Source organism: Streptomyces sp. NPDC058086 (genome assembly GCF_042885015.1).
In the GTDB taxonomy this organism is placed as follows: domain Bacteria; phylum Actinomycetota; class Actinomycetes; order Streptomycetales; family Streptomycetaceae; genus Streptomyces.
On sequence record NZ_JBHVST010000022.1, the window covers coordinates 40842 to 63940 of the forward strand.

General features: G+C 70.5%; 26 protein-coding genes and 1 riboswitch. Of the genes, 12 read left to right on the forward strand and 14 right to left on the reverse strand.

Features of this window, described 5'->3' with window-relative positions; all coding sequences use genetic code 11:
- Positions 1 to 60: 60 nt before the first annotated feature.
- Together ACFVWD_RS19300 and ACFVWD_RS19305 are read right to left on the reverse strand one after the other, a co-directional pair.
- Positions 61 to 2625 (reverse strand): FtsX-like permease family protein, encoded by a 2565-nt coding sequence (locus ACFVWD_RS19300; protein WP_389597517.1) that lies wholly within the window; start codon positions 2623 to 2625, stop codon positions 61 to 63.
- Between the two features lie 10 nt (positions 2626 to 2635).
- Entirely contained in the window at positions 2636 to 3526 is an 891-nt protein-coding gene (locus ACFVWD_RS19305; protein WP_389597518.1) for an ABC transporter ATP-binding protein, read from the reverse strand.
- Positions 3527 to 3672: 146 nt separating this feature from the next.
- Here ACFVWD_RS19305 and ACFVWD_RS19310 point away from each other — a divergent pair, with 146 nt between their 5' ends.
- Together ACFVWD_RS19310 and ACFVWD_RS19315 are read left to right on the forward strand one after the other, a co-directional pair.
- A complete protein-coding gene (locus ACFVWD_RS19310) occupies positions 3673 to 3936 on the forward strand; it encodes a toxin-antitoxin system HicB family antitoxin (RefSeq protein WP_101407860.1) in 264 nt (87 codons plus the stop codon).
- A gap of 4 nt (positions 3937 to 3940) precedes the next feature.
- On the forward strand, positions 3941 to 4315 hold the full coding sequence (locus ACFVWD_RS19315) for a hypothetical protein (RefSeq protein WP_054228993.1): 375 nt from the start codon (positions 3941 to 3943) through the stop codon (positions 4313 to 4315).
- Here ACFVWD_RS19315 and ACFVWD_RS19320 read toward each other — a convergent pair whose 3' ends face one another.
- The 5 genes from ACFVWD_RS19320 to bioB form a co-directional block, all read right to left on the reverse strand.
- On the reverse strand, positions 4316 to 5002 hold the full coding sequence (locus ACFVWD_RS19320; RefSeq protein WP_168489810.1) for a class I SAM-dependent methyltransferase: 687 nt from the start codon (positions 5000 to 5002) through the stop codon (positions 4316 to 4318).
- Positions 5003 to 5109: 107 nt separating this feature from the next.
- The gene (locus ACFVWD_RS19325; protein WP_389597519.1) at positions 5110 to 5796 is read right to left on the reverse strand and encodes an esterase/lipase family protein; all 687 of its coding nucleotides are present in this window, start codon (positions 5794 to 5796) and stop codon (positions 5110 to 5112) included.
- A gap of 133 nt (positions 5797 to 5929) precedes the next feature.
- Positions 5930 to 6655: a dethiobiotin synthase gene (bioD, locus tag ACFVWD_RS19330; protein ID WP_389597520.1), complete on the reverse strand. Its 726-nt coding sequence runs from the start codon at positions 6653 to 6655 to the stop codon at positions 5930 to 5932.
- A gap of 1 nt (position 6656) precedes the next feature.
- Complete coding sequence (locus ACFVWD_RS19335; RefSeq protein ID WP_389597521.1) at positions 6657 to 7955, reverse strand: adenosylmethionine--8-amino-7-oxononanoate transaminase; 1299 nt, start codon at positions 7953 to 7955, stop codon at positions 6657 to 6659.
- The gene (gene bioB, locus ACFVWD_RS19340) at positions 7948 to 9153 is read right to left on the reverse strand and encodes a biotin synthase BioB (RefSeq protein ID WP_389597522.1); all 1206 of its coding nucleotides are present in this window, start codon (positions 9151 to 9153) and stop codon (positions 7948 to 7950) included. The genes ACFVWD_RS19335 and bioB overlap by 8 nt, the downstream gene beginning before the upstream one ends.
- Before the next feature lie 186 nt (positions 9154 to 9339).
- Between bioB and ACFVWD_RS19345 the strand changes: the two genes are divergently transcribed.
- Positions 9340 to 10500, forward strand: a complete 1161-nt coding sequence (locus tag ACFVWD_RS19345) for an 8-amino-7-oxononanoate synthase (RefSeq protein ID WP_389597524.1) — start codon at positions 9340 to 9342, stop codon at positions 10498 to 10500.
- Here the strand turns inward: ACFVWD_RS19345 and ACFVWD_RS19350 are convergent.
- Positions 10457 to 10681: a DUF397 domain-containing protein gene (locus ACFVWD_RS19350; protein WP_389597526.1), complete on the reverse strand. Its 225-nt coding sequence runs from the start codon at positions 10679 to 10681 to the stop codon at positions 10457 to 10459. The genes ACFVWD_RS19345 and ACFVWD_RS19350 overlap by 44 nt on opposite strands.
- A gap of 12 nt (positions 10682 to 10693) precedes the next feature.
- On the reverse strand, positions 10694 to 11551 hold the full coding sequence (locus ACFVWD_RS19355; protein ID WP_389597527.1) for a helix-turn-helix domain-containing protein: 858 nt from the start codon (positions 11549 to 11551) through the stop codon (positions 10694 to 10696).
- A 212-nt stretch (positions 11552 to 11763) separates the two neighbouring features.
- Here ACFVWD_RS19355 and ACFVWD_RS19360 point away from each other — a divergent pair, with 212 nt between their 5' ends.
- Positions 11764 to 12222, forward strand: a complete 459-nt coding sequence (locus ACFVWD_RS19360; protein WP_054228985.1) for an ATP-binding protein — start codon at positions 11764 to 11766, stop codon at positions 12220 to 12222.
- A gap of 350 nt (positions 12223 to 12572) precedes the next feature.
- Here ACFVWD_RS19360 and ACFVWD_RS19365 read toward each other — a convergent pair whose 3' ends face one another.
- From ACFVWD_RS19365 to ACFVWD_RS19380, 4 genes are all read right to left on the reverse strand, one after another.
- Entirely contained in the window at positions 12573 to 13094 is a 522-nt protein-coding gene (locus ACFVWD_RS19365) for a DUF6328 family protein (RefSeq protein WP_389597528.1), read from the reverse strand.
- Positions 13095 to 13182: 88 nt separating this feature from the next.
- A complete protein-coding gene (locus ACFVWD_RS19370) occupies positions 13183 to 13656 on the reverse strand; it encodes a C40 family peptidase (protein WP_054228982.1) in 474 nt (157 codons plus the stop codon).
- Positions 13657 to 13659: 3 nt separating this feature from the next.
- Positions 13660 to 13845: riboswitch (cyclic di-AMP (ydaO/yuaA leader) on the reverse strand.
- Positions 13846 to 14191: 346 nt separating this feature from the next.
- A complete protein-coding gene (locus ACFVWD_RS19375) occupies positions 14192 to 14497 on the reverse strand; it encodes a hypothetical protein (RefSeq protein ID WP_101407848.1) in 306 nt (101 codons plus the stop codon).
- Positions 14498 to 14504: 7 nt separating this feature from the next.
- Positions 14505 to 15161, reverse strand: coding sequence for an ATP-dependent Clp protease proteolytic subunit (locus ACFVWD_RS19380; protein ID WP_389597530.1), 657 nt, complete (start codon positions 15159 to 15161; stop codon positions 14505 to 14507).
- A gap of 202 nt (positions 15162 to 15363) precedes the next feature.
- On the opposite strand from ACFVWD_RS19380, the gene ACFVWD_RS19385 reads away from it, so the two are divergent.
- From ACFVWD_RS19385 to ACFVWD_RS19420, 8 genes are all read left to right on the forward strand, one after another.
- Complete coding sequence (locus tag ACFVWD_RS19385) at positions 15364 to 15642, forward strand: type II toxin-antitoxin system Phd/YefM family antitoxin (protein ID WP_389597532.1); 279 nt, start codon at positions 15364 to 15366, stop codon at positions 15640 to 15642.
- A gap of 258 nt (positions 15643 to 15900) precedes the next feature.
- Positions 15901 to 16203, forward strand: coding sequence for an urease subunit gamma (locus ACFVWD_RS19390; protein WP_168506700.1), 303 nt, complete (start codon positions 15901 to 15903; stop codon positions 16201 to 16203).
- 16 nt (positions 16204 to 16219) lie between these two features.
- Entirely contained in the window at positions 16220 to 16531 is a 312-nt protein-coding gene (locus ACFVWD_RS19395) for an urease subunit beta (protein WP_389597533.1), read from the forward strand.
- Positions 16524 to 18245, forward strand: a complete 1722-nt coding sequence (locus ACFVWD_RS19400) for an urease subunit alpha (protein ID WP_389597535.1) — start codon at positions 16524 to 16526, stop codon at positions 18243 to 18245. The genes ACFVWD_RS19395 and ACFVWD_RS19400 overlap by 8 nt, the downstream gene beginning before the upstream one ends.
- Entirely contained in the window at positions 18245 to 18919 is a 675-nt protein-coding gene (locus tag ACFVWD_RS19405; RefSeq protein ID WP_385371070.1) for an urease accessory protein UreF, read from the forward strand. Before ACFVWD_RS19400 ends, ACFVWD_RS19405 begins: the two co-directional genes overlap by 1 nt.
- A 135-nt stretch (positions 18920 to 19054) precedes the next feature.
- Positions 19055 to 19738 carry an urease accessory protein UreG gene (ureG, locus tag ACFVWD_RS19410; RefSeq protein ID WP_389597536.1) on the forward strand — a complete coding sequence of 228 codons (684 nt, stop codon included), beginning with the start codon at positions 19055 to 19057 and terminating at the stop codon, positions 19736 to 19738.
- A complete protein-coding gene (locus tag ACFVWD_RS19415) occupies positions 19735 to 20496 on the forward strand; it encodes an urease accessory protein UreD (RefSeq protein ID WP_389597537.1) in 762 nt (253 codons plus the stop codon). Before ureG ends, ACFVWD_RS19415 begins: the two co-directional genes overlap by 4 nt.
- Positions 20497 to 20637: 141 nt before the next feature.
- A complete protein-coding gene (locus ACFVWD_RS19420; protein ID WP_389597539.1) occupies positions 20638 to 22236 on the forward strand; it encodes an alpha/beta hydrolase in 1599 nt (532 codons plus the stop codon).
- A gap of 62 nt (positions 22237 to 22298) precedes the next feature.
- On the opposite strand, the gene ACFVWD_RS19425 is transcribed toward ACFVWD_RS19420, so the two are convergent.
- Positions 22299 to 23024, reverse strand: a complete 726-nt coding sequence (locus tag ACFVWD_RS19425) for a lysophospholipid acyltransferase family protein (protein ID WP_389597541.1) — start codon at positions 23022 to 23024, stop codon at positions 22299 to 22301.
- Positions 23025 to 23099: the final 75 nt, after the last annotated feature.

Here is a 23099-nt window from a genome sequence, read left to right on the forward strand (position 1 = left end):
TCCTCACTCACGGGCGACTTGCGCCCGAGGGGTGAACGCGGCGGACAGGACGCGAGTACATCATTCGTGTGCGATGGCCGCCAGGACGTTCATGCGCGAGGCACGCAGCGCCGGCAGCAGCGCCGCCACTATGCCCACGACCGCCGAACCCACGACCACGGCGACGATGGTGGTCCACGGGATGGCGAGCGACTTCATGCCCTGGAGCGCGAGGACCCGCTGCACACAGACGCCCCAGACCAGCCCGAGCGCGAGGCCGAGGACGGCGCCGAACACGGCGATCACCACCGACTCCAGCCTGATCATCCGGCGCAGTTGGCGCCGGGCGAGCCCGATGGCGCGCAGCAGTCCGATCTCACGGGTGCGTTCGACCACCGACAGGGCGAGGGTGTTGACCACGCCGAGCACCGCGATCACGATCGCGAGTCCGAGCAGCGCGTACACGAGGTAGAGCAGCACGGCGATCTGGTCGTGCACGAGCTTCTTGTAGTCGGCCTGGTCGCGGACCTGCACCTGTGGATAGGGCTTGAGCGTCTGCTCCAGCTGCGCGCGCAGCCGGTCGGGGCTCGTGCCGGGCGCCGCGTTCACGTACAAGGCCGAGTCCTGCCCGCCGGGCACGTACTTCTCGATCGTGCCGAAGCCGAAGAACAGCCCGCCCTGCATCCCGAAACCCCCGGAGCCGCCCTGGTCGGTGAGCGCCCCCACCGTCAGGTCGGTCTTCCGCCCCGCGGGGAACTCGACGGGGATCGCGCTGCCGACGCGCACGCCGTGCTCCCGCGCGAACTCCGCGTCCATCGCCAGGCGACCGGCGCCGAGCGCCGCCGCCGTGTCCCCCTGGGTGTAGGTGACGTGGGCGACGTCGTCGAGCCGCGGATCGTAGCCCGCCGCGGTCGTCTCGACCCGCTTGCCGTCCGGCAGCCGCACCGCGACCGGCGTGAACCGCTGGCGGACGACGAGCCCGGCACCCTGGGTGGCGCGCACCTTGTCCGTGATCTCCGTGGTGAACGGCACGAAGTTGCCGTTCTGGATCACGAAGTCGGAGCCCAGCGTCTTGTCGATCTGATGGTCGAAGGACTTGCTCATGGACGCGCTCGCCACGGACATCCCGCCGACCAGCGCGAGGCCCACCATGAGCGCGGCCGCCGTGGCGCCCGTGCGCCGCGGATTGCGCAGCGCGTTGCGCTGGCTCATCCGGCCGACCGGGCCGAACAGGGCGGGGAAGGCACCGCCCAGGACCCGGATCACCGGTCGCACAAGGAGCGGACCCGCGATCACCGTCGCGATGAGGGTGAGCACGACGCCGAGGCCCAGCAGGGAGGCGGACGTCGCGGTCTTCGACGCCGTGGCACAGCCGGCCAGCGCGGCGGCTCCGGCCACGCCCACGACCGAGCCCACCAGGGCGCGCGTCCGCAGCGGCCGTCCCACCCCGGCGACCTCGGCGTCCGAGAGGGCCGCCATCGGGGAGACACCGGCCGCGCGCCGGGCGGGGAGATACGCCGCCACGAAGGTGACGCCGACCCCGACGACGTACGACGTGACGGGGGTCGGCCACCCGATCACCATCTCGGTGGACTTGAGGTTCATCCCGAACGCGCTCATCAGCCGGATCAGCCCGAGGGCGAGACCGATCCCCGCGGCGAGTCCGAGCGTCGAGCCGACCAGACCGAGCAGCAGCGCCTCGGTGAGCACGGACCGCCGCACCTGCCGTCGGTCGGCGCCGAGCGCGCGCAACAGGCCCAGCTCACGGGTGCGTTGGGCGATGAGCATCGAGAAGGTGTTGACGATCAGGAAGACGCCGACCAGTACGGCGATGCCGGCGAAGCCGAGCATCACGTACTTGATGACGTCCAGGAATCCGCCGAGCTGGGCGGCGGCGTCCTTGGCCTGCTCGTCGGCGGTCTTCACCTCGTAGGTCCTGGTGCCGACCTGCGCCGCGATCCGCTGCTTGAGCGGAGCGTCGGCGACCCCGGGCGCGGCGTCCACCGCGATGCTCGTGGCGGCGTCCGGGCTGCCGAGCAGGTTCGTCTGCGCGGTGGGGGTGTCGAGGAACAGCAGCGCGGCACCGGGGTTGGTGGTGGTGAAGGTGGCGATGCCGACGATCTTCACCGGGAAGGTGCGCTGTGCCTGCACCGTCAGGCTGTCGCCGATCGCCACGTGCTTGCGCTTGGCGGTGTCCGCGTCGAGCAGCGCCTCGTCGGCGCCGTGCGGGGCGTGGCCGGAGGTCAGTTTCACCGGGCTGCGCTTGGTGACCTGCCAGTTGGTGGCGATGGTCGGCGCGCCCGAGGTGGGTCCGATCGACTTGTTCTCGCGGTCGACGATGGTGAGGTTCTCGACGCTCACGTCCACATGGGTGGCCGCCACGCCGTCGACCTTCGCGAGCCGGTCCGCGAGCGAGGCGGGCAGCGTCGGCGTGGCACCGGTCGACACCCGCGACTTGAGATCGTTCTTCGGCGACACGGTCACATCGGCCGCGGTGGAGGCGAAGAGCCGGTCGAACGTACGGGTGACCGTGTCCGAGAAGATCAGGCTGCCCGCCACGAACGCCACGGACAGCACGACGGCCAGCGCGGACAGGAGCAGCCGCCCCTTGTGGGCGAGGAAGCTCCGCAGAGTCGCCTTGAGCACGGCCGCCGCCTCAGTCCTTGTCGAAGGTGTCGAGAGTGTCGAGAGATGCGTCGAGAGGTACGCCGTCCGAGTCGGCGGCCAGGACCACGTCCACGTCCACGTCGTCGGAGGCGCCCCCGGCGGCCGGGCGCCCCCCGGAGAAGTGCCGCATGCGCTCCAGCACCGCCTCCGCCGTCGGCCGCTGCATCTCGTCCACGATCCGCCCGTCCCCGAGGAACAGCACCACGTCGGAGTGGGCGGCCGCGCCCGGATCGTGCGTGACCATGACGACGCTCTGGCCGAGGTCGTCGACCGCCTCGCGCAGGAAGCCGAGGACTTCGAGCCCCGCACGGGAGTCGAGGTTGCCGGTCGGCTCGTCCGCGAAGATCAGCTCGGGTCGGGAGGCCAGCGCCCGCGCGCAGGCGACGCGCTGCTGCTGCCCGCCGGACAGCTGCGCGGGCCGGTGCTTCAGCCGGTCCCGCAGCCCGAGCGTGTCGATGACCTGGTCCAGCCACTTCTGGTCGGGTTTCTGGCCCGCGATGTCCATCGGCAGCGTGATGTTCTCGGCCGCGTTCAGCGTGGGGATCAGATTGAAGGACTGGAACATGAACCCGATCCGGTCCCGGCGAAGCCGGGTCAGCTCACGGTCCTTGAGCCCCGTGATCTCGGTGTCGCCCAGCCACACCTGTCCGGCCGAGACGGTGTCGAGTCCCGCCAGGCAGTGCATCAGGGTCGACTTCCCGGAGCCCGAGGGGCCCATGACCGCGGTGAAGCGGCCGCGCGCGATGTCCACGTCGACCGAGTCGAGGGCGAGGACGGTGGTCTCGCCGGATCCGTACGCCTTCGTCAGGCCGCGGGCGCGAGCGGCGACCCCGTCGGCCTCCCGTCGTCCGACGACGTGCTCCGCAGCAGGTGTGGACAAGGCCGCCTCCTCCGTGATGGACGTCCTGACTCCCCGGTCCCGGCCGAGCGTAGTGTGATCCCGCCCACGGCCGGTATCCCCCCGAGGTACCGGCTCCGGCGAGTCGCCCCTTGCGGGTGCTAGCACTTCGGCGCTAGCTTCGAGGTATGGCGAAGACCCAGCTGAACGTGCGGGTGGACGAGGGCACGGCCCGGGCGGCCCGGGAGCGGGCCCTGGAGCGCGGTATGAGCGTGAACCGCTACATCGAAGAGCTCGTCAGACAGGACACCGGGGAGGTCGGTCACACCTTCGTCGACGCGGCCTCCGACTTCATGAAGCAGTACGCGAACGTCTTCGCCGAGGAGTTCGGCACGGACCGGGAAGGCGCACGGGACACGTTCCGGGACGGCTCACGCGAAGGTCGTCGTTGATCCCTTGAGCAGTCTCAGAGTCGACCTCGCCTGGCTCCTCATGATCGCCGAACAGAAGACGCCCGGAGATCCCCAGGTCACCGACTGGGGAGCCCTCGTCGCCGCCGTCAGCCGGCACGAGGCGGAGATATTCGGCATTCCCGTCTACGACAGCCCGCACGCCCGCGCCGCCGCACTGCTCCAGCTGCTGCTGCACGTCCCGGCGCTCGAACGTTCCAACGCGATGTTCGCCTCGGCCGTCGCGTACGCCTATCTCGTCGCCAGCGGCCTCAAGGTCGTCACCTCGCCCGAGCAGGTGCGCGAACTCGCCCGTCTGGTGAAGGGCGGTGACGCGACGGTGCACGAGATCGCCCAGGAGCTGCGGCAGTGGAGTCTGTGACTACTCCGTGATCGGCGGGCGCCTCGCGCTGCCCAGCACGCAGTACGACGTGGGCAGCCGCGGCCCCTTCTCGGGAATGAACAGCCGCCGGTAGGGACCCAGTTCGAACCCGGCCTCGCGCAGCGCGGCGATCGGGTCGCGGGCCAGATGGCAACCGCCGTTCAGCCGCGGCCACACCGTCCGGTCCAGTCCGCGCTGGACGGACGCCATCACACGTCCGTCGCCCTTGCCGTGCTCGAAGAACCACACCGTGCCACCGGGCCGCAGCACGCGCCGCACCTCACCGAGGGCCCGCGGCACATCGCGCACACTGCACAGCACCAGCGAGAGCACCGCCCCGTCGAACGCCTCGCTCTTGACCGGCAGTGCCTCCGCCGCGCCCGGCACCACGTCCACGGGCACCTCGGAGCGCAGCGCGGCCTCCACGGCCAACTGCCGCAGCAGCCGCTCGGGTTCGATCGCGACCACCTCGGAGACGGCGCTCGGGTAGTGCGCGAAGTTCAGCCCGTTGCCCGCGCCGATCTCGATGACCCGCCCCGAGAGACCGGTGAGCAGCCGGTCGCGTACCGCGCCGATGCCCATCCTGGTCTCGGCCGCCACGCTGATACGGGCGTAGTAGCGGGCGAACAGCGGATGGTGCACGGCGTCCCGCGACACCTTGGCGGAGCCGGCTGACCTGAAGGGCATGACGGACCTCCCGGGAGGACGGGGTCTTACCGGGATTGTCCCCCCAGAACGTCCGTCACACGCTCTACGACGCTCGGCCTGCGTCATACGCCGGCCGGACGCACACGTCAGGCGATGAAGTCGCGCACCTGTTCGTAGACGCCATGGTCGTTGTTCATGTCGGTGTGCGAGATGCAGCCGGCCTCCACATTGGTGGCGCCGCTCAGGATCGCGCTGGTGTCCGGGTTGATCAGCTCGTCGCAGTTCGACCAGTAACTGGCGTACGAGACACTGCCCGGCGTCTCGTCGCCGGAGTTCAGCGAGGTCAGGAACGAACTGCCGGTGTACATCTCGGCGCACGAGGTGTAGAGCCACGTGCACCAGCTCGCGACCGTGGTTCCGTGGTTCACCCCGGCGGTGGACACGAAGTCGTCGACGTACGAGGTCCCGCCGAGGTTCTTGAGGTAGTAGCGGGCACTGAGCGCACCCATGGAGTGGACGACCAGGTCCACCTTCGACGCGCCGGTCTGCGCGAGGACGTTCTTGACCTCGGTGGAGAGCTGCTGGGCCGTGGTCACGTTCGACTGTCCCCAGTCGTACGACCACGCGAACAGTTCGGAGCCGCTGTAGCCGTCGGCCTTGAAGTCGGCGATCCAGTCGTCCCAACTGCTCGCCGAACTGCTCAGGCCGTGCACGAAGATGACGGGGTTGTGGGTCGCGGCCTGGGCGGGGACCGCGGACAGGGAGAGCGATACGAGGAGTGCTGCGACCACGGCGGAGAAGAACGTGGCGATGCGACGCGAGCGGCGTTGCATGGTGCCTCCAGACAAGGGTGGGGTGCCTGGAGTGTCAGCGCGGATCGAGTTGGTGCGGTTGTTGGGGGAGCGGTGAGGGGGCAGTCCTCCGGCTGTGCGCCGGTGGGGGTTGAGCGCGCAGTTCCCCGCGCCCCTAGGGGGCGCCTGCTGCCTGCGTCGAGTGGAAAGTGCGCGTATTCCAGCTCCCGCCGAGCCGTGGCGCCAGCCAGCTCGGCGCGTGTGCACGGAAGGCGGTGACGTCGTAGGCACCTGCCCCCGCGGGCAGCGCACCCAGGAGCGGGGCTTCGGCCACGAGGGGCAGGTCCGCGAGGTTGCAACGCGATGCCAGGTCGGGGGAGTCGGGCCAGCTGCCGATGACGATTCCCGCCAAGTCAAGGCCACGGCGCCGCAGTTCACGAGCCGTCAGCTCGGTGGTGTTCAGGGTGCCGAGGCCCGCTGATGCCACCACCAGCACCGGCGCGTCCAGCAGGCTCGCCGCGTCCGCCAGCGTGCCGCCCTCGTCGTCGAAGCGGACGAGGAGACCGCCCGCTCCCTCGACCAGCACGAGGTCGTGCTCAGTGGCCAGTTTGGCCGCCGCCTCCGCCACCGCGACCGGGCGCACCGGGGGCAGGGAGGCCCGCCGCGCCGCCGTCGCGGGAGCCAGCGGTTCCGGATAGCGGGCGAGTTCGAGCGTCGTCACGGCGCCCGCGAGCCGGGCCACCTCGTCGGCGTCCCCGCGCTCGTCCGGGCGTACACCCGTCTGCGCCGGTTTGAGGACGGCCACGGAGCGTCCGGCCGCGACGGCCGTGGCGGCGACGGCGGCCGTCGTGACCGTCTTGCCGACCTCCGTGCCCGTCCCGGTGATCACGAGAACCGCCATGTCATCCCTCCCGCGCCGCCGCGCACACCGCGCGCGCGATCCGTGCCAAGTCCGCGTCACCCGTGACGTACGGCGGCATCGTGTAGACGAGGTCGCGGAACGGGCGCAGCCACACGCCCTCGCGCACGGCCGCCGCCGTGGCCGCCTTCATGTCGACCTCGTGGTCGAGCTGGACTACGCCGATAGCGCCCAGGACACGTACGTCCCGGACACCCGGCAGCGAGGACGCCTCCGCCAGCCCGTCCCGCAGACCCGCCTCGATCCGCTTGACCTCGGTCCGCCAGTCCTGTCCGAGCAGCAGGTCGATCGAGGCGCAGGCCACCGCGGCGGCCAGCGGATTGCCCATGAAGGTCGGGCCGTGCGCCAGGACCGGGACCTCGCCGCGTGAGATGCCCTCGGCCACCCGCGCCGTGCAGAGAGTCGCCGCCATCGTCATATAGCCGCCGGTCAGCGCCTTGCCGACGCACATCACGTCCGGCGTGACGCCGGCGTGCTCCGCGGCGAACAGAGCGCCCGTACGGCCGAAGCCGGTCGCGATCTCGTCGAGGACGAGCAGCACGTCGTGTGCGTCGCACGCCTCCCGCAGCACCCGCAGATACGCGGGGGAGTGGAACCGCATCCCGCCCGCGCCCTGTACCACCGGCTCCACGATCACCGCGGCGAGCTCGTCGGCGTGCCGCCCGATCAGCTCGCGCAGATGGTCGGCGTACGACTCCTCGTACTCGACCGGCGGGACGTCGGCGAACACCTGGCGCTGGAGCACGCCCTGCCACAGCTCGTGCATCCCGCCCTCGGGGTCGCACACCGACATCGGCTGCCAGGTGTCCCCGTGGTAGCCGCCGCGCCAGGTCAGCAGCCGCTGCTTGCCCGGGCGGCCGAGCGAGCGCCAGTGCTGGAGGCACATCTTGACGGCGACCTCGACCGACACCGAGCCGGAGTCGGCGAGGAAGACGTGCTCCAGGCCCTCGGGCGTGATGTCGACCAGGCGCTTCGCCAGCCGTACGGCGGGCTCGTGCGTGAGCCCGCCGAACATGACATGGCTCATGCGCTCCAGCTGGTCGCGCGCCGCGTCGTTGAGGACCGGGTGGTTGTAGCCGTGGATGGCCGACCACCAGGACGACATGCCGTCGACCAGTTCGCCCGAGCCGTCCGCCAGTCGCAGGCGTACCCCGCTCGCCGACTCCACGACGAGCGGCTCCTGGCGGCCGGGCATGGGGCCGTACGGATGCCAGACGTGCCGCCGGTCCAGCTCCAGCAGGTCGCGCACGGGCAGCGTGGACGGCTCGGACCGGTCAGGCATTGGGGGCGAGATCCGTTCCGGCACCTCGGCGGCGTACGGCGACGAGGTCCGTACGCGCCTCGGAGGGCTGCTCCTCCTTGGCCTGCACCTGCACGGAACCGCAGACGCCGCCGCCCTCGTGCGAGCCGCACCCGGCGTCCGCGTGCGAGCCGCACCCGGCCTCGGCGTGGGCACCACAGCCTCCGCCCGCCGTCACGCGGTGCTCCGGCAGGGTCACCTCGCCCGCGCCCTCCACCTCGAACCCGGCGTCCGCGATCATCTCCAGGTCGGACTTGCCCGCCTGGCCCTCGCTGGTGAGGTAGTCGCCGAGGAAGATCGAGTTGGCCAGGTTCAGGGCGAGCGGCTGCATCGTGCGGAGGTGGACCTCGCGGCCGCCCGCGATGCGGACCTCCACGTCCGGGCAGACGAAACGGACCATGGCCAGGATGCGCAGGCACCGCTGCGGGGTGAGGTTCCACTCCTTGGCGAGCGGGGTGCCCTCGAAGGGGATCAGGAAGTTCACCGGAACGGAGTCCGGGTCGAGCTCGCGCAGCGAGTAGACGACGTCGACGAGGTCCTCGTCCGACTCGCCCATGCCCGCGATCAGACCCGAGCAGGCCGACAGACCGGCCGCGTGCGCCTTCTGGACCGTGTCCACCCGGTCGGCATACGTGTGCGTGGTCGTGATGTCCCCGTACGTCCCCTCGGACGTGTTCAGGTTGTGGTTGTAGGCGTCCGCGCCCGCCTCGCGCAGCCGCTCGGCCTGGCCGTCGGAGAGCAGGCCGAGGCAGGCGCAGACCTCGACGTTCTCGTTCTGGTCCTTGATCGCCTTGATGGTGTCGGAGACCCGGTCCACGTCACGGTCCGTCGGACCGCGGCCGCTGGCCACCAGGCAGACCCGCTTGGCGCCCCCGGCGAGCCCGGCCGCCGCGGCCTGCGAGGCCTGGTCGGGCTTGAGCCAGGTGTACTTGAGGATGTCGGCCTTGGAGCCGAGGCGCTGCGAGCAGTACGAGCAGTCCTCGGGGCACAGACCGGACTTCAGATTGACCAGATAGTTGAGTTTCACTCGACGGCCGAACCAGTGCCGGCGGACTTTTCCGGCCGCGGCCACCACGTCGAGTACGTCGTCGTCGGACGTGGCCAGCACGGCCAGCGCCTCGTCACGGGTCGGCAGCTCGCGCCGAAGCCCCTTGTCCACCAGCGTGTTCAGCAGGTCCATGAGATCCGATCCTGACGTATGCGAGCCGCTGCGGCCAAGGAGAGTTTGCACAACAGAGACGGTTCGACGTGTGGGTATTGCCACATCATGGGCGCCGCGTCGTCCCGCTAGGGTCTGTGCACTGCCTACAAAACGACCACCTTCATGACCCCCTCACAACCACTCCCAGGGCCCGGAGGCACCAGCATGGCCGGATCGCCGTTCGCGTGGATCGACGAGCAGGCGTACCAGCGTCGCCAGGCCGGACTCGTCCGCACCCTGCGTCCCCGCGCCGCCGACTCACCCCTTCTCGATCTGGCGAGCAACGACTACCTCGGGCTGGCCCGCCACCCCGAGATCACGGAGGCCGCCGCGGTGGCCGCCCGCCGCTGGGGCGCCGGCGCGACCGGCTCGCGGCTCGTGTCCGGCACGACCGAACTTCACGGCGAACTCGAACGCGAGCTCGCCGACTTCTGCGGCTTCGAGTCCGCGCTCGTCCTGTCCTCCGGCTACGCGGCCAACCTCGCCGCCGTGACCACGCTCGCGCCGCACGGCTCGCTGGTCGTCTCGGACGCGGGCAACCACGCCTCCCTCATCGACGGCTGCCGGCTCGCCCGGGGTGACACCCAGGTCGTGGCGCACGCCGACCCCGAAGCCGTGCGCAAGGCGCTGGGCACGCACGAGGGTCCCGCCGTCGCCGTGTCCGACACGGTCTTCTCGGTGGACGGCGACGCGGCCCCGCTGGCCGAACTCGCCACCGCCTGCCGCGAGCACGGCGCGGCGCTGCTCGTCGACGACGCGCACGGGCTGGGCGTCCTGGGCGACGGCGGCCGGGGCGCCCCGCAGGCCGCGGGGCTCGCGGGTGCCCCGGACGTGGTCGTGACCGCCACGCTCTCCAAGTCGTTCGGCAGCCAGGGCGGCGCCGTCCTCGGCCCCGCCGCGGTCATCGACCACCTGGTCAACGCGGCGCGTACCTTCATCTTCGACACCGGTCTCGCGCCCGCGGCGGCGGGCGCGGCCCTCGCGGCGCTCAGGCTGCTGCGCCGTGAGCCGGAGCGCGCCGCCCGGGCCCGTGAGGTGGCGACGGCGCTGCACACCCGGCTGACCGCCGAGGGCCTGGAAGCCGTACGACCGGACGCCGCCGTGGTCTCCGTGCGCGCGCCGTCCCCCGAACAGGCCGTGCGGTGGGCCGCCGACTGCCGGGAAGCGGGACTCGCCGTCGGCTGCTTCCGCCCCCCGTCCGTGCCCGACGGCATCTCACGGCTGCGGCTGACCGCCCGCGCGGACCTCACCGACGCGCAGATCGAGCACGCCGTCGGCGTGATCAGCTCAGTCCGGCGACAAAGCCCTCCCAGCTCGCGGGAGTGAAGAGCAGGGCGGGGCCCGCCTTGTTCTTGGAATCGCGCACCGCGACCAGTCCGACCCAGGGTCCTGGGCCGGGTCGGGCCGTCTCGACGCAGTTGTTCATTCCCGTACTGCGGCTGCTGCGCAGCCATCGCACGTCGCGGAGTGAAGTACTGGAACGTACGTACCGAGGCAGTGCAGTCATGGGGGTGCCTCCTTACGCGCCGTCACGTATCCCGGCGATGTAGTCCAACGAGTCCTCGGGCGAAAGGGCGTGGAACTGAAGGGCGTTGAAGGCCTCGGTGTAGGCCTGAAGGTCTTCTTTCCGTTCGAGATAGAGGCTACTCGTCAAGTGGTCGAGAACAACCACATCCAGATCAGTTGTGTTCGGAAATGAGAAGATAACGAAAGGCCCGGTGACGCCGATATGGGCCCCCGCGGCGAACGGCAGGACCTGAAGCCGCACTTGAGGCAGGGTGGCCGCCTCCCGCAGACGCTCCAGTTGCCGAGCCATCACCTCCGGGCCGCCGACCTCGCGTTTTAACACGGCCTCGTCCAGGACCGCGGTCAGTTCCAGCGGCGGGTTCGAACGCAGGACGTCCTGCCGGGCGAGGCGTACCTCGACGAGCGCGTCGAGCTTGTCGTCCTCCAGGCCGCCGACGGCGACCCGGGTCACCTCCCGCGCGTACTCGGGTGTTTGGAGCAGTCCGGGTACCACCGAGGTCTCCAGCGTGCGCATGCCGCTGGCCTGGGACTCCAGACTGATGAAGTCGCGGTACGCGGGCGGCAGGACCCCGCGGTAGGCGTGCCACCAGTGGTGGCGCCCATTGCCCTCGGAGCCCGCGAGGCCGACCAGGAGCTCCCGTAACTCGGACTCCGTGACGGCGTAGGCGTCCAACAGGCGCTCCACGTCGGCCGGTTTCACCCCACTGATACCGGTCTCGATCCGGCTCACCTTCGACTGGTGCCAGCCGACCAGACGGGCCGCCTCACCACTGGTGAGGCCCACACCGGCGCGCAGCGCGCGCAGTTCGGCACCGAGCTTGCGGCGGCGCACCGCGGGACCGTGCTGCATGGCCGTACTCCTTACTCCTTCCGGGCCGCCCAAATACGCTCCGCCGTCGCAGAGTTCACCGCATCGAGCGACAGATATATGCATATCTCGGTGGATCGCACCCGTGACCGGCCCAGTGATGGCAGTCTGGCGCGAAGCACCAGTCCGGGACCGTACTCGAACCATCCGCTCCGTGTCGGACTCCGGTCCCGTGGGAAAGGGACGACGTCGCCATGGCAGATCACCAGGAAGCATCCGTCACTCTGCCGAGCGATCCCGCCTCGGTCTCCGCGGCCCGGAATTTCGTCGCCGATGTGCTGGCCGAATGGGGCCTGCCGTGCGACGCGGAAGTCGCGGACACCGTACGCCTGATCGTGTCAGAACTAGCCACCAACGCCGTCCAACACACCTTCGGGCAGTCGCCCACCTTCACCGTGGACGTCCGGCTCGACCGAGACGAACACTTGCGGATCGGCGTCACCGACAGCCATCCACGCTTTCCGAAACGTCTGCCTGCCGCCGTCCAGCAGGACAACGGGCGCGGCATGGTGATCATCCGCTGGCTGACCGCCGAATGCGGCGGCAGACTCGTCGTCCGGCCCACCCGCGAGGGCGGCAAGACGGTCGCCATCGAGCTGCCCTGGACGGTGCCGGCCCAGCCGGTGACGGCCGGCGGCCCACAAGAGCCCTGAGGAGCGGCTCAGTTGTCGTGTCTGCGCTGCCCGGCGTGTCCGAAGGCGCCGCCGTCCTGGCCACCGTCTCCGGTGCGACCGCGCTGTCCGGCCGGTTCGGTCGGCGGCAGCCGGGACGAACCGCCCGCGAGGGCGCTGCGGCTGCTCGGCGGCGCCCAAGTGTTCTGGCTCGGCGTACGACGCTGCGGATCGCTGGGCTGGGCCCAGGAGGCCAGGAGTGAGACCGAGCCGGTGGCGTCCGCCCGCTGCGGCAGGGTCCGTCAGCAACGCGCTCGACCCGAAGGCGCCGATCACCTTCCTCAGCCTGGCGGCGCGGTTCGTGCCCGCGGGCAGTCAGGCGATGAGCGCGCTCACGGTTCTCGGTCCGCTGCTGCTTTCGGAGCCCTTGCGGCGCTGACGACCGTACGTTGCACCACGCGGGGCAGGACGCCCCACAGCGCCACACAGACGAGCAGGGTGCCCGCGCCCGAGGCGATCCCGGCGGCGCGTCCCAGTGCCACGTCCACGACGAGCAGCACCGATCCCGTCAGCGCCAGCATGAGAACGCCCGTCCCGATCGTGGCCAGGACCGAGGAGACCCGCACGATGGTCGGCTTCGCGCCCTGCCGGAACAGCGACCTGTGCAGCGCGGCCGGCGCCGTGAAGAGCGCGGCGGCCACCACGGCCAGCAGGAGCGTGGTGACGTATGTGGCGCGCTGCACCGTGTCGAGGGACGGGAAGCGCGGGGTGAACGCCAGTGTCAGCAGGAACGCGAAGAGGATCTGCACACCGGTCTGCGTGACGCGCAGCTCTTGGAGCAGCTCGCCGAAGTTGCGATCGGCACGCTCGAGGGGCGTCTCGTTCCGTTCCTCGGGGGGAGGTCGTTCAGCCATGGTGAACGAGTAACCGGTCCGTCCGCCTTTCACGCCTGGGGGGTGGAACCCCGAGGGGGCGCCGGCCGGCGGCACCCCCTCGGGCAGGTCAGCTGACCCGGCCGTACCAGACGCTCTTCGTCCAGATCTTCTGCAGCTTCACGACCTCCCCTGTCTTCGGGGAGTGCCAGATCTTTCCCTTTCCGGCGTAGATGCCGACGTGGTACACGTTCCGGCCCGAGTGGAAGAACACCAGGTCTCCGGCCTTGCGGTGGGACGCGGAGATGTGGTGCGTCTTGTTGTACTGCGCCGCGGCCGTACGAGGCAGCGTCTTGCCCGCCTTCTTGTACGAGTAGAGCGTGAGCCCGGAGCAGTCGAAGCGGCGTGGCCCGGCGGCACCGTACTGGTACGGGGAGCCCTTCTTGGAAGCCGCGACCTGAAGTGCCTTCGTCGCCAAGGTGGCCGCTTCGGCGTCGGATGCGACGCCGGGAACCACAAGGCTGCCGCCCACGGCGGCGAGAGTGAGCGCCGAGGCCGTACCGGCCCGGGTCCACAGCGACGGGACACGATTGAGCGCAGTCATGCGCAACCCTTCGTCAGCCGCCTGTGAAGGATGACCTGTCGGATTCGGGCTGGCGAAGTAGCCCGGCCGCTTGCGCGGCTTCACCCCAAGGACCGCCCGGATCTCTCCGGCGACCCGTCTTGCTGGGTCCTCCACTCCTGCCGATGCACTTCTGTCGACCGGTCATCCGGGCAGCGGCAGGACTCGGCGTCCGCCCGGACCGCCCCGCCGGTGTGGCGGGGGCTTGTCGTCGGAAGGGATCTTCACGCATGGCGGTCGGAAAATCCGAGCGGAATCGGCGATTTGTGGGGTTACTCACCACTCACCCGTTCGGGTGGACGACCCCCTGTTCGGGCGATGTTGGGGACAGCGACGACGCGCTCACCAGCACCGGAGCATTTCATTCCGCCTCCGGACTAAGCGCGTTGTGCAACTTTTTCGGTTCCCCAAAGAGGCGTGTGATTACTCCATCAGGGGGTACTCCATCTGGTCCGTTTGAACCCCGGGCCGGACGCCTCGTCGACTCGGCACGCACGGCGGCCCGGGTGCGGAGGTGTCAATTGTCGGCGTCGGGCGGCAGCGTGACGCGGGCCGCCCGTCGCTCGCCGTCGAGGACGCGCAGGGCCTGTGCCAGCGTCGGCGCGTGCACCTCGCTCTCGCCGCGCTGGTGCATCAGCGCGAGGGCGTCCCGCAGCTCGCCGGCCTTGGCGACCAGCGCCTGGGCGGCGCGCAGCCCGCGGTAGGTGTCTCCGGGCCTGGCCGGGTTGATGCGGCCGAGCAGGTCGACCACGTCGAGGTAACGGTCGATCAACTCGGCCTCGGCTCGCGTCAGCGCGGGCAGCGGGGGCAGTTCGGGCACCATCGGCGGATCACCTCGCGTCGGGTGTGGCGTTCCTCGCACCGGGCGCGGTGCGCGAGGCCTTGCGGCTGGGGATGATCCCGTCCACCAGTCCGTACGCCAACGCGGCCTGTGCGTCCAGGATCTTGTCCCGCTCGATGTCGGCGGCGACCTGTTCAGGACTCTGCCCCGTGTGCCGTACGAGCATGTCCTCCAGCAGCCTCCGAGTGCGCATCAACTCCTCGGCCTGGAGGGCCAGATCGCTCGCCTGTCCCTGTATCGGCTCGGCAAGCGACGGCTGGTGGATCAGCACCCGGGCCCCCGGCAGCGCGAACCGCTTGCCCGGCGCGCCGCCGGCCAGCAGCACGGCGGCGGCCGACGCGGCCTGCCCCAGGCAGGTGGTCTCCACGTCGCAGCTGACGAACTGCATCGTGTCGTAGATCGCCGTCATCGCGCTGAACGAGCCGCCGGGAGAGTTGATGTACAGCGCGATGTCCTGGTCCGGCGCCAGGTATTCGAGGTGCATGAACTGCGCCATCACGTCGTTCGCCGAGGTGTCGTCGATCGGCGTCCCCAGGAACACGATCCGCTCGTCGAGCAGCTTCGAGTACGGATCCAGGGTCCGGTGCCCCATGCCCGTCCGCTCGGTGAACTCGGGCAGGACATGACGGGCGGACGGTTCATTCATGGCACGCGCCTCCTCTGAGGGGTTCTGTAAAAAATGTACAGGACGTACAGAGTTCGGGAAGGCTGCTCGGCTGACAGCGAAAATCCCTGTGCGCCGCCGTTGGAGACGGCCGCTCGATCGTGCGAACGGAACGCTTTCGGTGGAGCTGGACGAGATCGTCCGCTCTGCGGGGGTGCCGGGGGCCCGGTCTAAGCTGGTGGGCATGGCCTACGAGATTCCGGTGACGCAAGCCAGGGCTGAGCTCGCCGATCTGATCAACCGGGTGGTGTACGGAGGCGAGCGCGTCGTCGTGACACGGCACGGCAAGCCCCTCGTCGCCCTGGTCTCCGCCGCCGACCTGGAGCGGCTCGAGGAACTCCCGGAGTCCGCCGAGGAACAGGTGGTCAGCTCCCTCTCCAGCGTCCGCGAGGCCGCGTCCGCCCCGCGTGAGCGCCAGCGCTTCGGCATCGCGGCCGAGCACCGGGGGCACGGCGCCTCGTAGGGCCCCGGCGACGGCGACGGCCGCGCCGCAGGGCAGGCGGTCATCGCGCCGTATACGGTCGCAGGCACGGCCTCGTCCCGGGCGGCGGCTCCGACGACGGCCCAGGAGCGTCCACGTCGGTCATGAGTGGATCACAGCCGGGTTAACGTCCTTGAAACGACGGCCAACTAGCGTGCCCATCCACGCCACCAGGGGTTTTGGTGGCTGCGGCCACCGGACCCCGCACGGTCCGGAGCGAGGACTGTGAGGTGGGACGCCGTGCAACTGACCCCGCACGAGCAAGAGAGGCTGCTGATCCATGTGGCCGCCGACGTGGCCGAGAAGCGACGGGCCCGCGGGCTCAAACTGAACCACCCCGAGGCGGTCGCCCTCATCACGTCGCACATCCTCGAAGGCGCGCGCGACGGCCGCACGGTCGCCGAGCTGATGTCCTCCGGGCGCAAGATCCTCACCCGGGACGACGTCATGGACGGCATCCCCGAGATGATCCACGACGTCCAGGTCGAGGCGACCTTCCCGGACGGCACCAAGCTCGTCACCGTCCACGACCCGATCGTCTGACGGGGGAGCGAGAGCCGTGATTCCCGGAGAGATCCTGTTCGCCGACGGAACCGTCGCCTTCAACGAGGGCCGCGAGGTCACCCGGCTGACCGTCCTCAACGCCGCCGACCGGCCCATTCAGGTCGGCTCCCACTACCACTTCGCCGAGGCCAACCCCGGTCTGGACTTCGACCGCGCCGCCGCGCGCGGCAAGCGGCTCAATGTCGCAGCCGGCACCGCCGTGCGCTTCGAGCCCGGGATCCCCGTCGACGTCGAACTCGTTCCGCTCACCGGCGCCCGTGTCGTGCCCGGCCTGCGCGGGGAGACCGGAGGTGCCCTCGATGCCTGAGCTCTCTCGCGCCGCGTATGCCGACCTGTTCGGCCCCACCACCGGCGACCGCATCCGGCTCGCCGACACCGACCTGCTGATCGAGATCGAAGAGGATCGTTCCGGCGGCCCCGGGCTCGCCGGTGACGAGGCCGTCTTCGGCGGTGGCAAGGTCATCCGCGAATCCATGGGCCAGGCGCGCGCTACGCGCGCAGACGGCACTCCGGACACGGTCATCACGGGTGTCGTGATCGTCGACCACTGGGGGATCGTCAAGGCCGACGTCGGCATCCGCGACGGCCGGATCACCGGCATCGGCAAGGCCGGCAACCCGGACACCATGGACGGGGTCCACCCCGACCTCGTCATCGGCCCCGAGACCGAGATCATCGCGGGCAACGGACGGATCGTCACCGCGGGCGCCATCGACGCGCACGTCCACCTGATCTGTCCGCAGATCGCCGACGAGGCGCTCGCCTCCGGCATCACGACGCTGGTCGGCGGCGGCACCGGTCCCGCCGAGGGCTCGAAGGCGACGACGGTCACTCCCGGCCCCTGGCACCTCGCCCGGATGCTGGAGGCGATGGAGCAGTACCCGCTCAACTTCGGTCTGCTCGGCAAGGGCAACACCGTCTCGCGCGACGCGATGCTGTCGCAGATCCGGGGCGGGGCGCTCGGTCTCAAGCTGCACGAGGACTGGGGCTCCACGCCCGCCGTCATCGACGCCGCGCTGACCGTCGCCGACCGCACCGGCATCCAGGTCGCCATCCACACGGACACCCTGAACGAGGCCGGGTTCGTCGGCGACACGCTCGCCGCGATCGCCGGCCGCGGCATCCACGCCTACCACACCGAGGGCGCGGGCGGCGGGCACGCGCCGGACATCATGACCGTGGTCTCCGAGCCGCACATACTGCCCAGCTCCACCAACCCGACCCGGCCGTACACCGTCAACACCGCCGAGGAACACCTCGACATGCTGATGGTCTGCCACCACCTCAACGCGGCCGTCCCGGAGGACCTGGCCTTCGCCGAGTCCCGCATCCGGCCCTCCACCATCGGGGCCGAGGACATCCTGCACGACCTGGGCGCCATCTCGATCATCTCCTCCGACGCCCAGGCGATGGGCCGGGTCGGCGAGGTCATCATGCGGACCTGGCAGACGGCCCATGTGATGAAGCGGCGGCGCGGCGCCCTCCCCGGTGACGGGCGCGCGGACAACCACCGCGTACGTCGCTATGTCGCCAAGTACACGATCAACCCGGCGCTCGCGCAGGGCCTCGCCCGCGAGATCGGCTCCGTCGAGACCGGCAAGCTCGCCGACCTCGTGCTGTGGGAGCCCGCGTTCTTCGGGGTCAAGCCGCAGCTTGTCATCAAGGGCGGGCAGATCGCGTACGCGCAGATGGGCGACGCCAACGCGTCCATCCCGACACCGCAGCCGATCCTGCCCCGGCCGATGTTCGGGGCGATCGGACGGGCACCGGCCTCGAACTCGTTCAACTTCGTGGCCCCGCTCGCCATCGAGGACGGGCTGCCGGAGCGGCTCTCGCTGGGGAAGCGGTTCGTGGCGATCGAGTCGACGCGTGGGGTGACCAAGTCCGACATGCGGGAGAACGACGCCCGGCCGCGGGTGCGGGTCGATCCCGACAGCTTCGCCGTGCACATCGACGGGGAACTGGTCGAGGCCACACCGGCCTCCGAACTGCCCATGGCCCAGCGTTACTTCCTCTTCTGATGTCCCGCGCGGCACTACTCGTCCTGGCCGACGGCCGCTTCCCCGCCGGCGGGCACGCCCACTCCGGCGGGGCCGAAGCGGCCGTCAAGGCCGGGCGGATCAGCGGGGCGGAGAGCCTGGAGGACTTCTGCCGGGGACGACTGCACACGGCGGGGCTGGTGTCGGCCGCCCTGGCCGCGGCGGCCGCCCTCGGGGTCGATCCGGCGCTGCTGGACTCGGCCGCGGACGCGCGTACGCCGTCGCCGGCCCTGCGGGTCGCCGCGCGGCGGCTCGGGCGGCAGTTGATGCGGGCAGCTCGGGCGACCTGGCCGTCCGGGGAACTCGACGCGCTGGCGCGGGCCTTTCCCAAGGGAGCGCATCAGCCGGTCGTACTGGGGCTGGCGGCGCGGGCCGCCGGGCTCGGGCCCGAGGACGCCGCGTACTGCTCCGCGTACGAGAGCGTCAGCGGTCCGGCGACCGCGACCGTGCGGTTGCTGAGCCTTGATCCGTTCGATGCCACCGGGGTGCTGGCCCGGCTCGCGCCGGAGCTGGACGTCGTGGCGCGTGCGGCGGCCGACGCGGCGCGGAACGTGGCCGACGGTGGGGTCGACGCGTTGCCCGCGGTGTCCGCTCCGCTCTTGGAGATCAGTGCGCAGGCGCATGCCGCTTGGGCTGTACGGCTCTTCGCGTCGTAGGCGGATCGCCCCCCGTTCCCGTTCCCTGGGGGCTCCGCCCCCAGACCCCGTATCGGCCTGAACGGCCTCGTCCTCAAACGCCGGACGGGCTGGATGGTGCCGGCCCGGGCTGAAGAATAGTTTGGAGTCGCCATCATGCATCTCGACCACGATCACTCCCACGGCGGGGCCTTGGCCGTCAGTGCCGACGCTCGTCGGCCCGACGGCTCGCGGCGCGCTCTGCGCATCGGGCTCGGTGGGCCCGTCGGGTCCGGGAAGACGGCGACCGTCGCCGCGCTCTGCCGGGCGCTGCGGGACGAACTGTCGCTCGCGGTCGTCACGAACGACATCTACACGCGGGAGGACGCCGAGTTCCTGCTGCGGGAGGCCGTGCTGCCACCGGAGCGGATCACCGCCGTGGAGACGGGGGCGTGCCCGCACACCGCGATCCGGGACGACATCTCCGCGAACCTCGAAGCGGTGGAGGACCTGGAGGACGAGGTGGGGCCGCTGAACCTCATCCTCGTCGAGTCCGGGGGTGACAACCTCACCGCGACGTTCTCCAAGGGACTGGTGGACGCGCAGGTCTTCGTCATCGACGTGGCGGGCGGGGACGACATTCCGCGCAAGGGCGGGCCCGGTGTCACCACCGCCGACCTGCTCGTCGTCAACAAGACCGACCTCGCGCCGTACGTGGGGTCCGACCTGGGACGCATGGCCGCCGACGCCAAGGCGCAGCGGGCCGAGCTGCCCGTCGTCTTCCAGTCGCTGCGGACCGAGGCCGGGGTGACGGCCGTCGCGGACTGGGTGCGGGAACGGCTGGCCGCGTGGACGGCATGACCACAGCGGGAGTGCGGGCCACCGCACGGATCGGGGCACGGGCCGACGGGCGCGGCGGTACCGCGCTGCCCGTGCTGGAGGGAGAGGGGCCGCTCGCGCTGCGGCGCACCCGGGCGAGCGGGGACGAGGCACGCGTCATGCTCGTCGGGGCGATGAGCGGGCCGCTCGGCGGTGACCGCTTCGCCGTGGAGGCGGAGGTGGGGGAGGGGGCTCGGCTGCACGTCGGATCGGCCGCCGCGACCATCGCCCTGCCGGGACAGACCAAGTGCGAGGCCCGTTACGATGTGCGGCTCGACGTGTCCGGCGGGGGTGAACTGCGCTGGCTGCCCGAGCAGTTGATCTCCGCCCAGGAGAGTGATCTGTATGTGTCCTCGCGCGTCGAGCTCCGGTCGGGCGCTCGGCTCGTCTTCCGGGAGGAGCAGGTGCTCGGGCGCGTCGGCGAGCAACCCGGACGGCTCACCAGTCGTCTTGTCGTGCGGCTCGACGGACGGCCGCTGCTGGACCAGGAGCTGTCGTACGGCCCCGGCGCACCCGGCGGCTGGGACGGTCCCGCGGTACTCGGGGGACATCGGGCTCTGGGTCAGCTCGTCGTCGTACGGCCGGAGTTCGAGCGCGAGCCGCCGCAGGCACGGCTGTTGGGGGAGTACGCGGCCCTCATGCCGCTCGCCGGGCCCGCGGCTCTGGTGAGCGCCCTGGCGCCGGACGCGCTGCGGCTGCGGCGGGTACTGGACGAGGCCTTGCGCGCACTCGACCGATAAGTCGATAAGTACGCACCGCTCAACGGGACTTGGTGCTCCGGTTATCGGAATGGTAAAGAAGGCCGGTCACCCCTGTTCTCAGGGACCTCACAGCCGAAAGGATCCCCGTACCAATCGCAACGATGTACGGGGAGGTCCCACTTGAGGGCTAAGAGACCGACGAGACGCCTGACCGCGTTCGCTTCGGCCGGAGCACTCGTCACGGCGACCCTGATTGCCGGAGCCGTCGCGGCGCCGTCGGCCACCGCCGACTCGCGTCACGGTCAGGACCGTGAGGCCCGCGGCGCGGCGATCGCCGCCGCCCGAGCCTCGAAGGCCGGGATCAACTGGCAGGACTGCCCTGCGGACTGGGGCTTCGAGAAGCCGATCCAGTGCGGCTGGGTGTCCGTCCCGCTCGACTACGCCCACCCGTACGGCAAGCAGATCAAGCTCGCCGTCGACCGCATCGGGAACACCGGGACCAAGGCGGAGCGCCAGGGCGCGCTCGTCTACAACCCGGGTGGCCCCGGTGGTTCGGGCATGCGCTTCCCGCGCCGTGTCACCACCAAGAACCCCCTGTGGGTGAACACCTCGAAGGCGTACGACTTCGTGGGCTTCGACCCGCGCGGTGTCGGCCACTCGGCCCCGATCTCCTGCATTGACCCTCAGGAGTTCGTGAAGGCGCCCAAGGCCGACCCGGTGCCGGACTCCGAGGCAGACAAGCGCGTCCAGCGCAAGCTCGCCGCCGCGTACGCGGACGGCTGCGCCAAGCGCAGCGGCAAGGCGATGCTGGCGCAGATGACCACGCCCAACACCGCCCGCGACCTGGATGTCATCCGGGCCGGACTCGGTGAGAAGAAGCTCAACTACCTGGGCGTCTCCTATGGCACGTACCTCGGCGCCGTCTACGGCACCCTGTTCCCGGGCCACGTCCGCCGCATGGTCGTCGACAGCGTCGTCAACCCGGCGAAGGAGAACATCTGGTACCAGGCCAACCTGGAGCAGGACATCGCCTTCGAGGGCCGCTGGAAGGACTGGGAGGACTGGGTCGCCAAGAACGACGCCGCCTTCCACCTCGGCGACACCCGCGACAAGGTCCAGGACCAGTGGCTGAAGCTGCGGGCCACCGCGAAGAAGAGCCCGCTCGGTGGCGTCGTCGGCCCCGCCGAACTGATCTCCTTCTTCCAGAGCGCCCCGTACTACGACTCGTCGTGGGTGCCGGTCGCGACGGCGTTCAGCAAGTACGTCGCCGGTGACACCCAGGCGCTCGTCGACGCCGCCGCCCCCGACATGTCCGACACCGCGGGCAACATCACCTCGGAGAACGGCAACGCCGTCTACACGGCCGTCGAGTGCGCCGACGCCAAGTGGCCCACCAGCTGGTCGAAGTGGGACAAGGACAACACGGAGCTCCACAAGAGCTACCCGTTCATGACGTGGGCCAACGCGTGGATGAACCTGCCCTGCGCGACCTGGCCGGTCAAGCAGCAGACCCCGGTGAACGTCAAGACCGGCAAGGGTCTGCCCGCCGTCCTGATCGTGCAGTCCACGCGTGACGCCGCCACCCCGTTCCCCGGCGCCGTCGAACTGCACAAGCGCTTCAAGGGCTCCCGCCTGATCATCGAGAACGGTGCGGGCTCGCACGGTGTGACCGGCCTGGTCAACCCGTGCATCAACACCCGGGTGGACTCCTACTTGCTCACCGGCAAGACGGACGCGGCCGATGTGACGTGCACCCCGCACGCCACGCCGACCCCGTAACACCCCACGCACAGAAGGGGCGGCCGGATCTCCGGCCGCCCCTTCTGCCTGCCGTGCGTCCCTCAACTCAGCGGCATCCGCGGGAACTTGCGGGCCTCTGCCGCGACCTCGGCCGCCTCCTCCGCCTTGACGACGGCCGCGTACCGGTCGACGTACTCCTGCTCGGAGAGGGTGAGGATGGCGTACATGATCTCGTCGGTGACGGCGCGCAGGATGGCCTTCTCGTTCTCCATCCCGGCGTAGCGGGAGAAGTCGAGGGGCTTCCCGAAGCGGATCACCACGGGGTGGAGGCTCGGGATCTTCTGACCCGGTGGCTGTGCCTCGAAGGTGCCGATCATGGCGCAGGGGATGACCGGAACCCCGGCCTTGAGCGCCATCACCGCGACGCCGACCTTGCCCTTGTAGAGGCGGCCGTCGTGCGAACGCGTCCCCTCCGGGTAGATGCCGAGCAGCTCGTCCCTGCGCAGCACGCCGAGTCCCTCGCGGATCGCGGCCTGGCCCGCGTCCTTGCCGGAGCGGTCCACCGGGATCTGCCCGGCGCTGCGGAAGAAGGCGGCCGTCAGCCGCCCCTTGATACCGGGCCCCGTGAAGTACTCGGCCTTCGCCAGGAAGGTGATCCGCCGCTTCAGGATCGCGGGCATCAGGAAGTGGTCCGAGAACGAGAGATGGTTGCCGGCCACGATGGCGGCGCCCGACGCCGGTATGTGCTCAAGGCCCTCGATCCGGGGCCGGAACACCAGCCTCAACAGTGGACCCAGAAGCACATACTTGAGCACGTAGTAGAACACGGTATCTCTCCAACTCCACCGGGACGGCTCTGGGGCCGGGTTCTTCCATACTTGGTCATCTCTGAGGATGCTCTA

Bases quoted from the DNA above. Each gene is read 5' to 3' on its own strand.
- ACFVWD_RS19310 (WP_101407860.1), top strand. From the start codon at position 3,673: ATGGCGAAGACCCAGCTGAACGTGCGGGTGGACGAGGGCACGGCCCGG.
- ACFVWD_RS19320 (WP_168489810.1), bottom strand. From the start codon at position 5,002: ATGCCCTTCAGGTCAGCCGGCTCCGCCAAGGTGTCGCGGGACGCCGTG.
- ACFVWD_RS19325 (WP_389597519.1), bottom strand. From the start codon at position 5,796: ATGCAACGCCGCTCGCGTCGCATCGCCACGTTCTTCTCCGCCGTGGTC.
- bioD (WP_389597520.1), bottom strand. From the start codon at position 6,655: ATGGCGGTTCTCGTGATCACCGGGACGGGCACGGAGGTCGGCAAGACG.
- ACFVWD_RS19335 (WP_389597521.1), bottom strand. From the start codon at position 7,955: ATGCCTGACCGGTCCGAGCCGTCCACGCTGCCCGTGCGCGACCTGCTG.
- bioB (WP_389597522.1), bottom strand. From the start codon at position 9,153: ATGGACCTGCTGAACACGCTGGTGGACAAGGGGCTTCGGCGCGAGCTG.
- ACFVWD_RS19345 (WP_389597524.1), top strand. From the start codon at position 9,340: ATGGCCGGATCGCCGTTCGCGTGGATCGACGAGCAGGCGTACCAGCGT.
- ACFVWD_RS19350 (WP_389597526.1), bottom strand. From the start codon at position 10,681: ATGACTGCACTGCCTCGGTACGTACGTTCCAGTACTTCACTCCGCGAC.
- ACFVWD_RS19355 (WP_389597527.1), bottom strand. From the start codon at position 11,551: ATGCAGCACGGTCCCGCGGTGCGCCGCCGCAAGCTCGGTGCCGAACTG.
- ACFVWD_RS19360 (WP_054228985.1), top strand. From the start codon at position 11,764: ATGGCAGATCACCAGGAAGCATCCGTCACTCTGCCGAGCGATCCCGCC.
- ACFVWD_RS19365 (WP_389597528.1), bottom strand. From the start codon at position 13,094: ATGGCTGAACGACCTCCCCCCGAGGAACGGAACGAGACGCCCCTCGAG.
- ACFVWD_RS19370 (WP_054228982.1), bottom strand. From the start codon at position 13,656: ATGACTGCGCTCAATCGTGTCCCGTCGCTGTGGACCCGGGCCGGTACG.
- ACFVWD_RS19375 (WP_101407848.1), bottom strand. From the start codon at position 14,497: ATGGTGCCCGAACTGCCCCCGCTGCCCGCGCTGACGCGAGCCGAGGCC.
- ACFVWD_RS19380 (WP_389597530.1), bottom strand. From the start codon at position 15,161: ATGAATGAACCGTCCGCCCGTCATGTCCTGCCCGAGTTCACCGAGCGG.
- ACFVWD_RS19385 (WP_389597532.1), top strand. From the start codon at position 15,364: ATGGCCTACGAGATTCCGGTGACGCAAGCCAGGGCTGAGCTCGCCGAT.
- ACFVWD_RS19400 (WP_389597535.1), top strand. From the start codon at position 16,524: ATGCCTGAGCTCTCTCGCGCCGCGTATGCCGACCTGTTCGGCCCCACC.
- ACFVWD_RS19405 (WP_385371070.1), top strand. From the start codon at position 18,245: ATGTCCCGCGCGGCACTACTCGTCCTGGCCGACGGCCGCTTCCCCGCC.
- ureG (WP_389597536.1), top strand. From the start codon at position 19,055: ATGCATCTCGACCACGATCACTCCCACGGCGGGGCCTTGGCCGTCAGT.
- ACFVWD_RS19415 (WP_389597537.1), top strand. From the start codon at position 19,735: ATGACCACAGCGGGAGTGCGGGCCACCGCACGGATCGGGGCACGGGCC.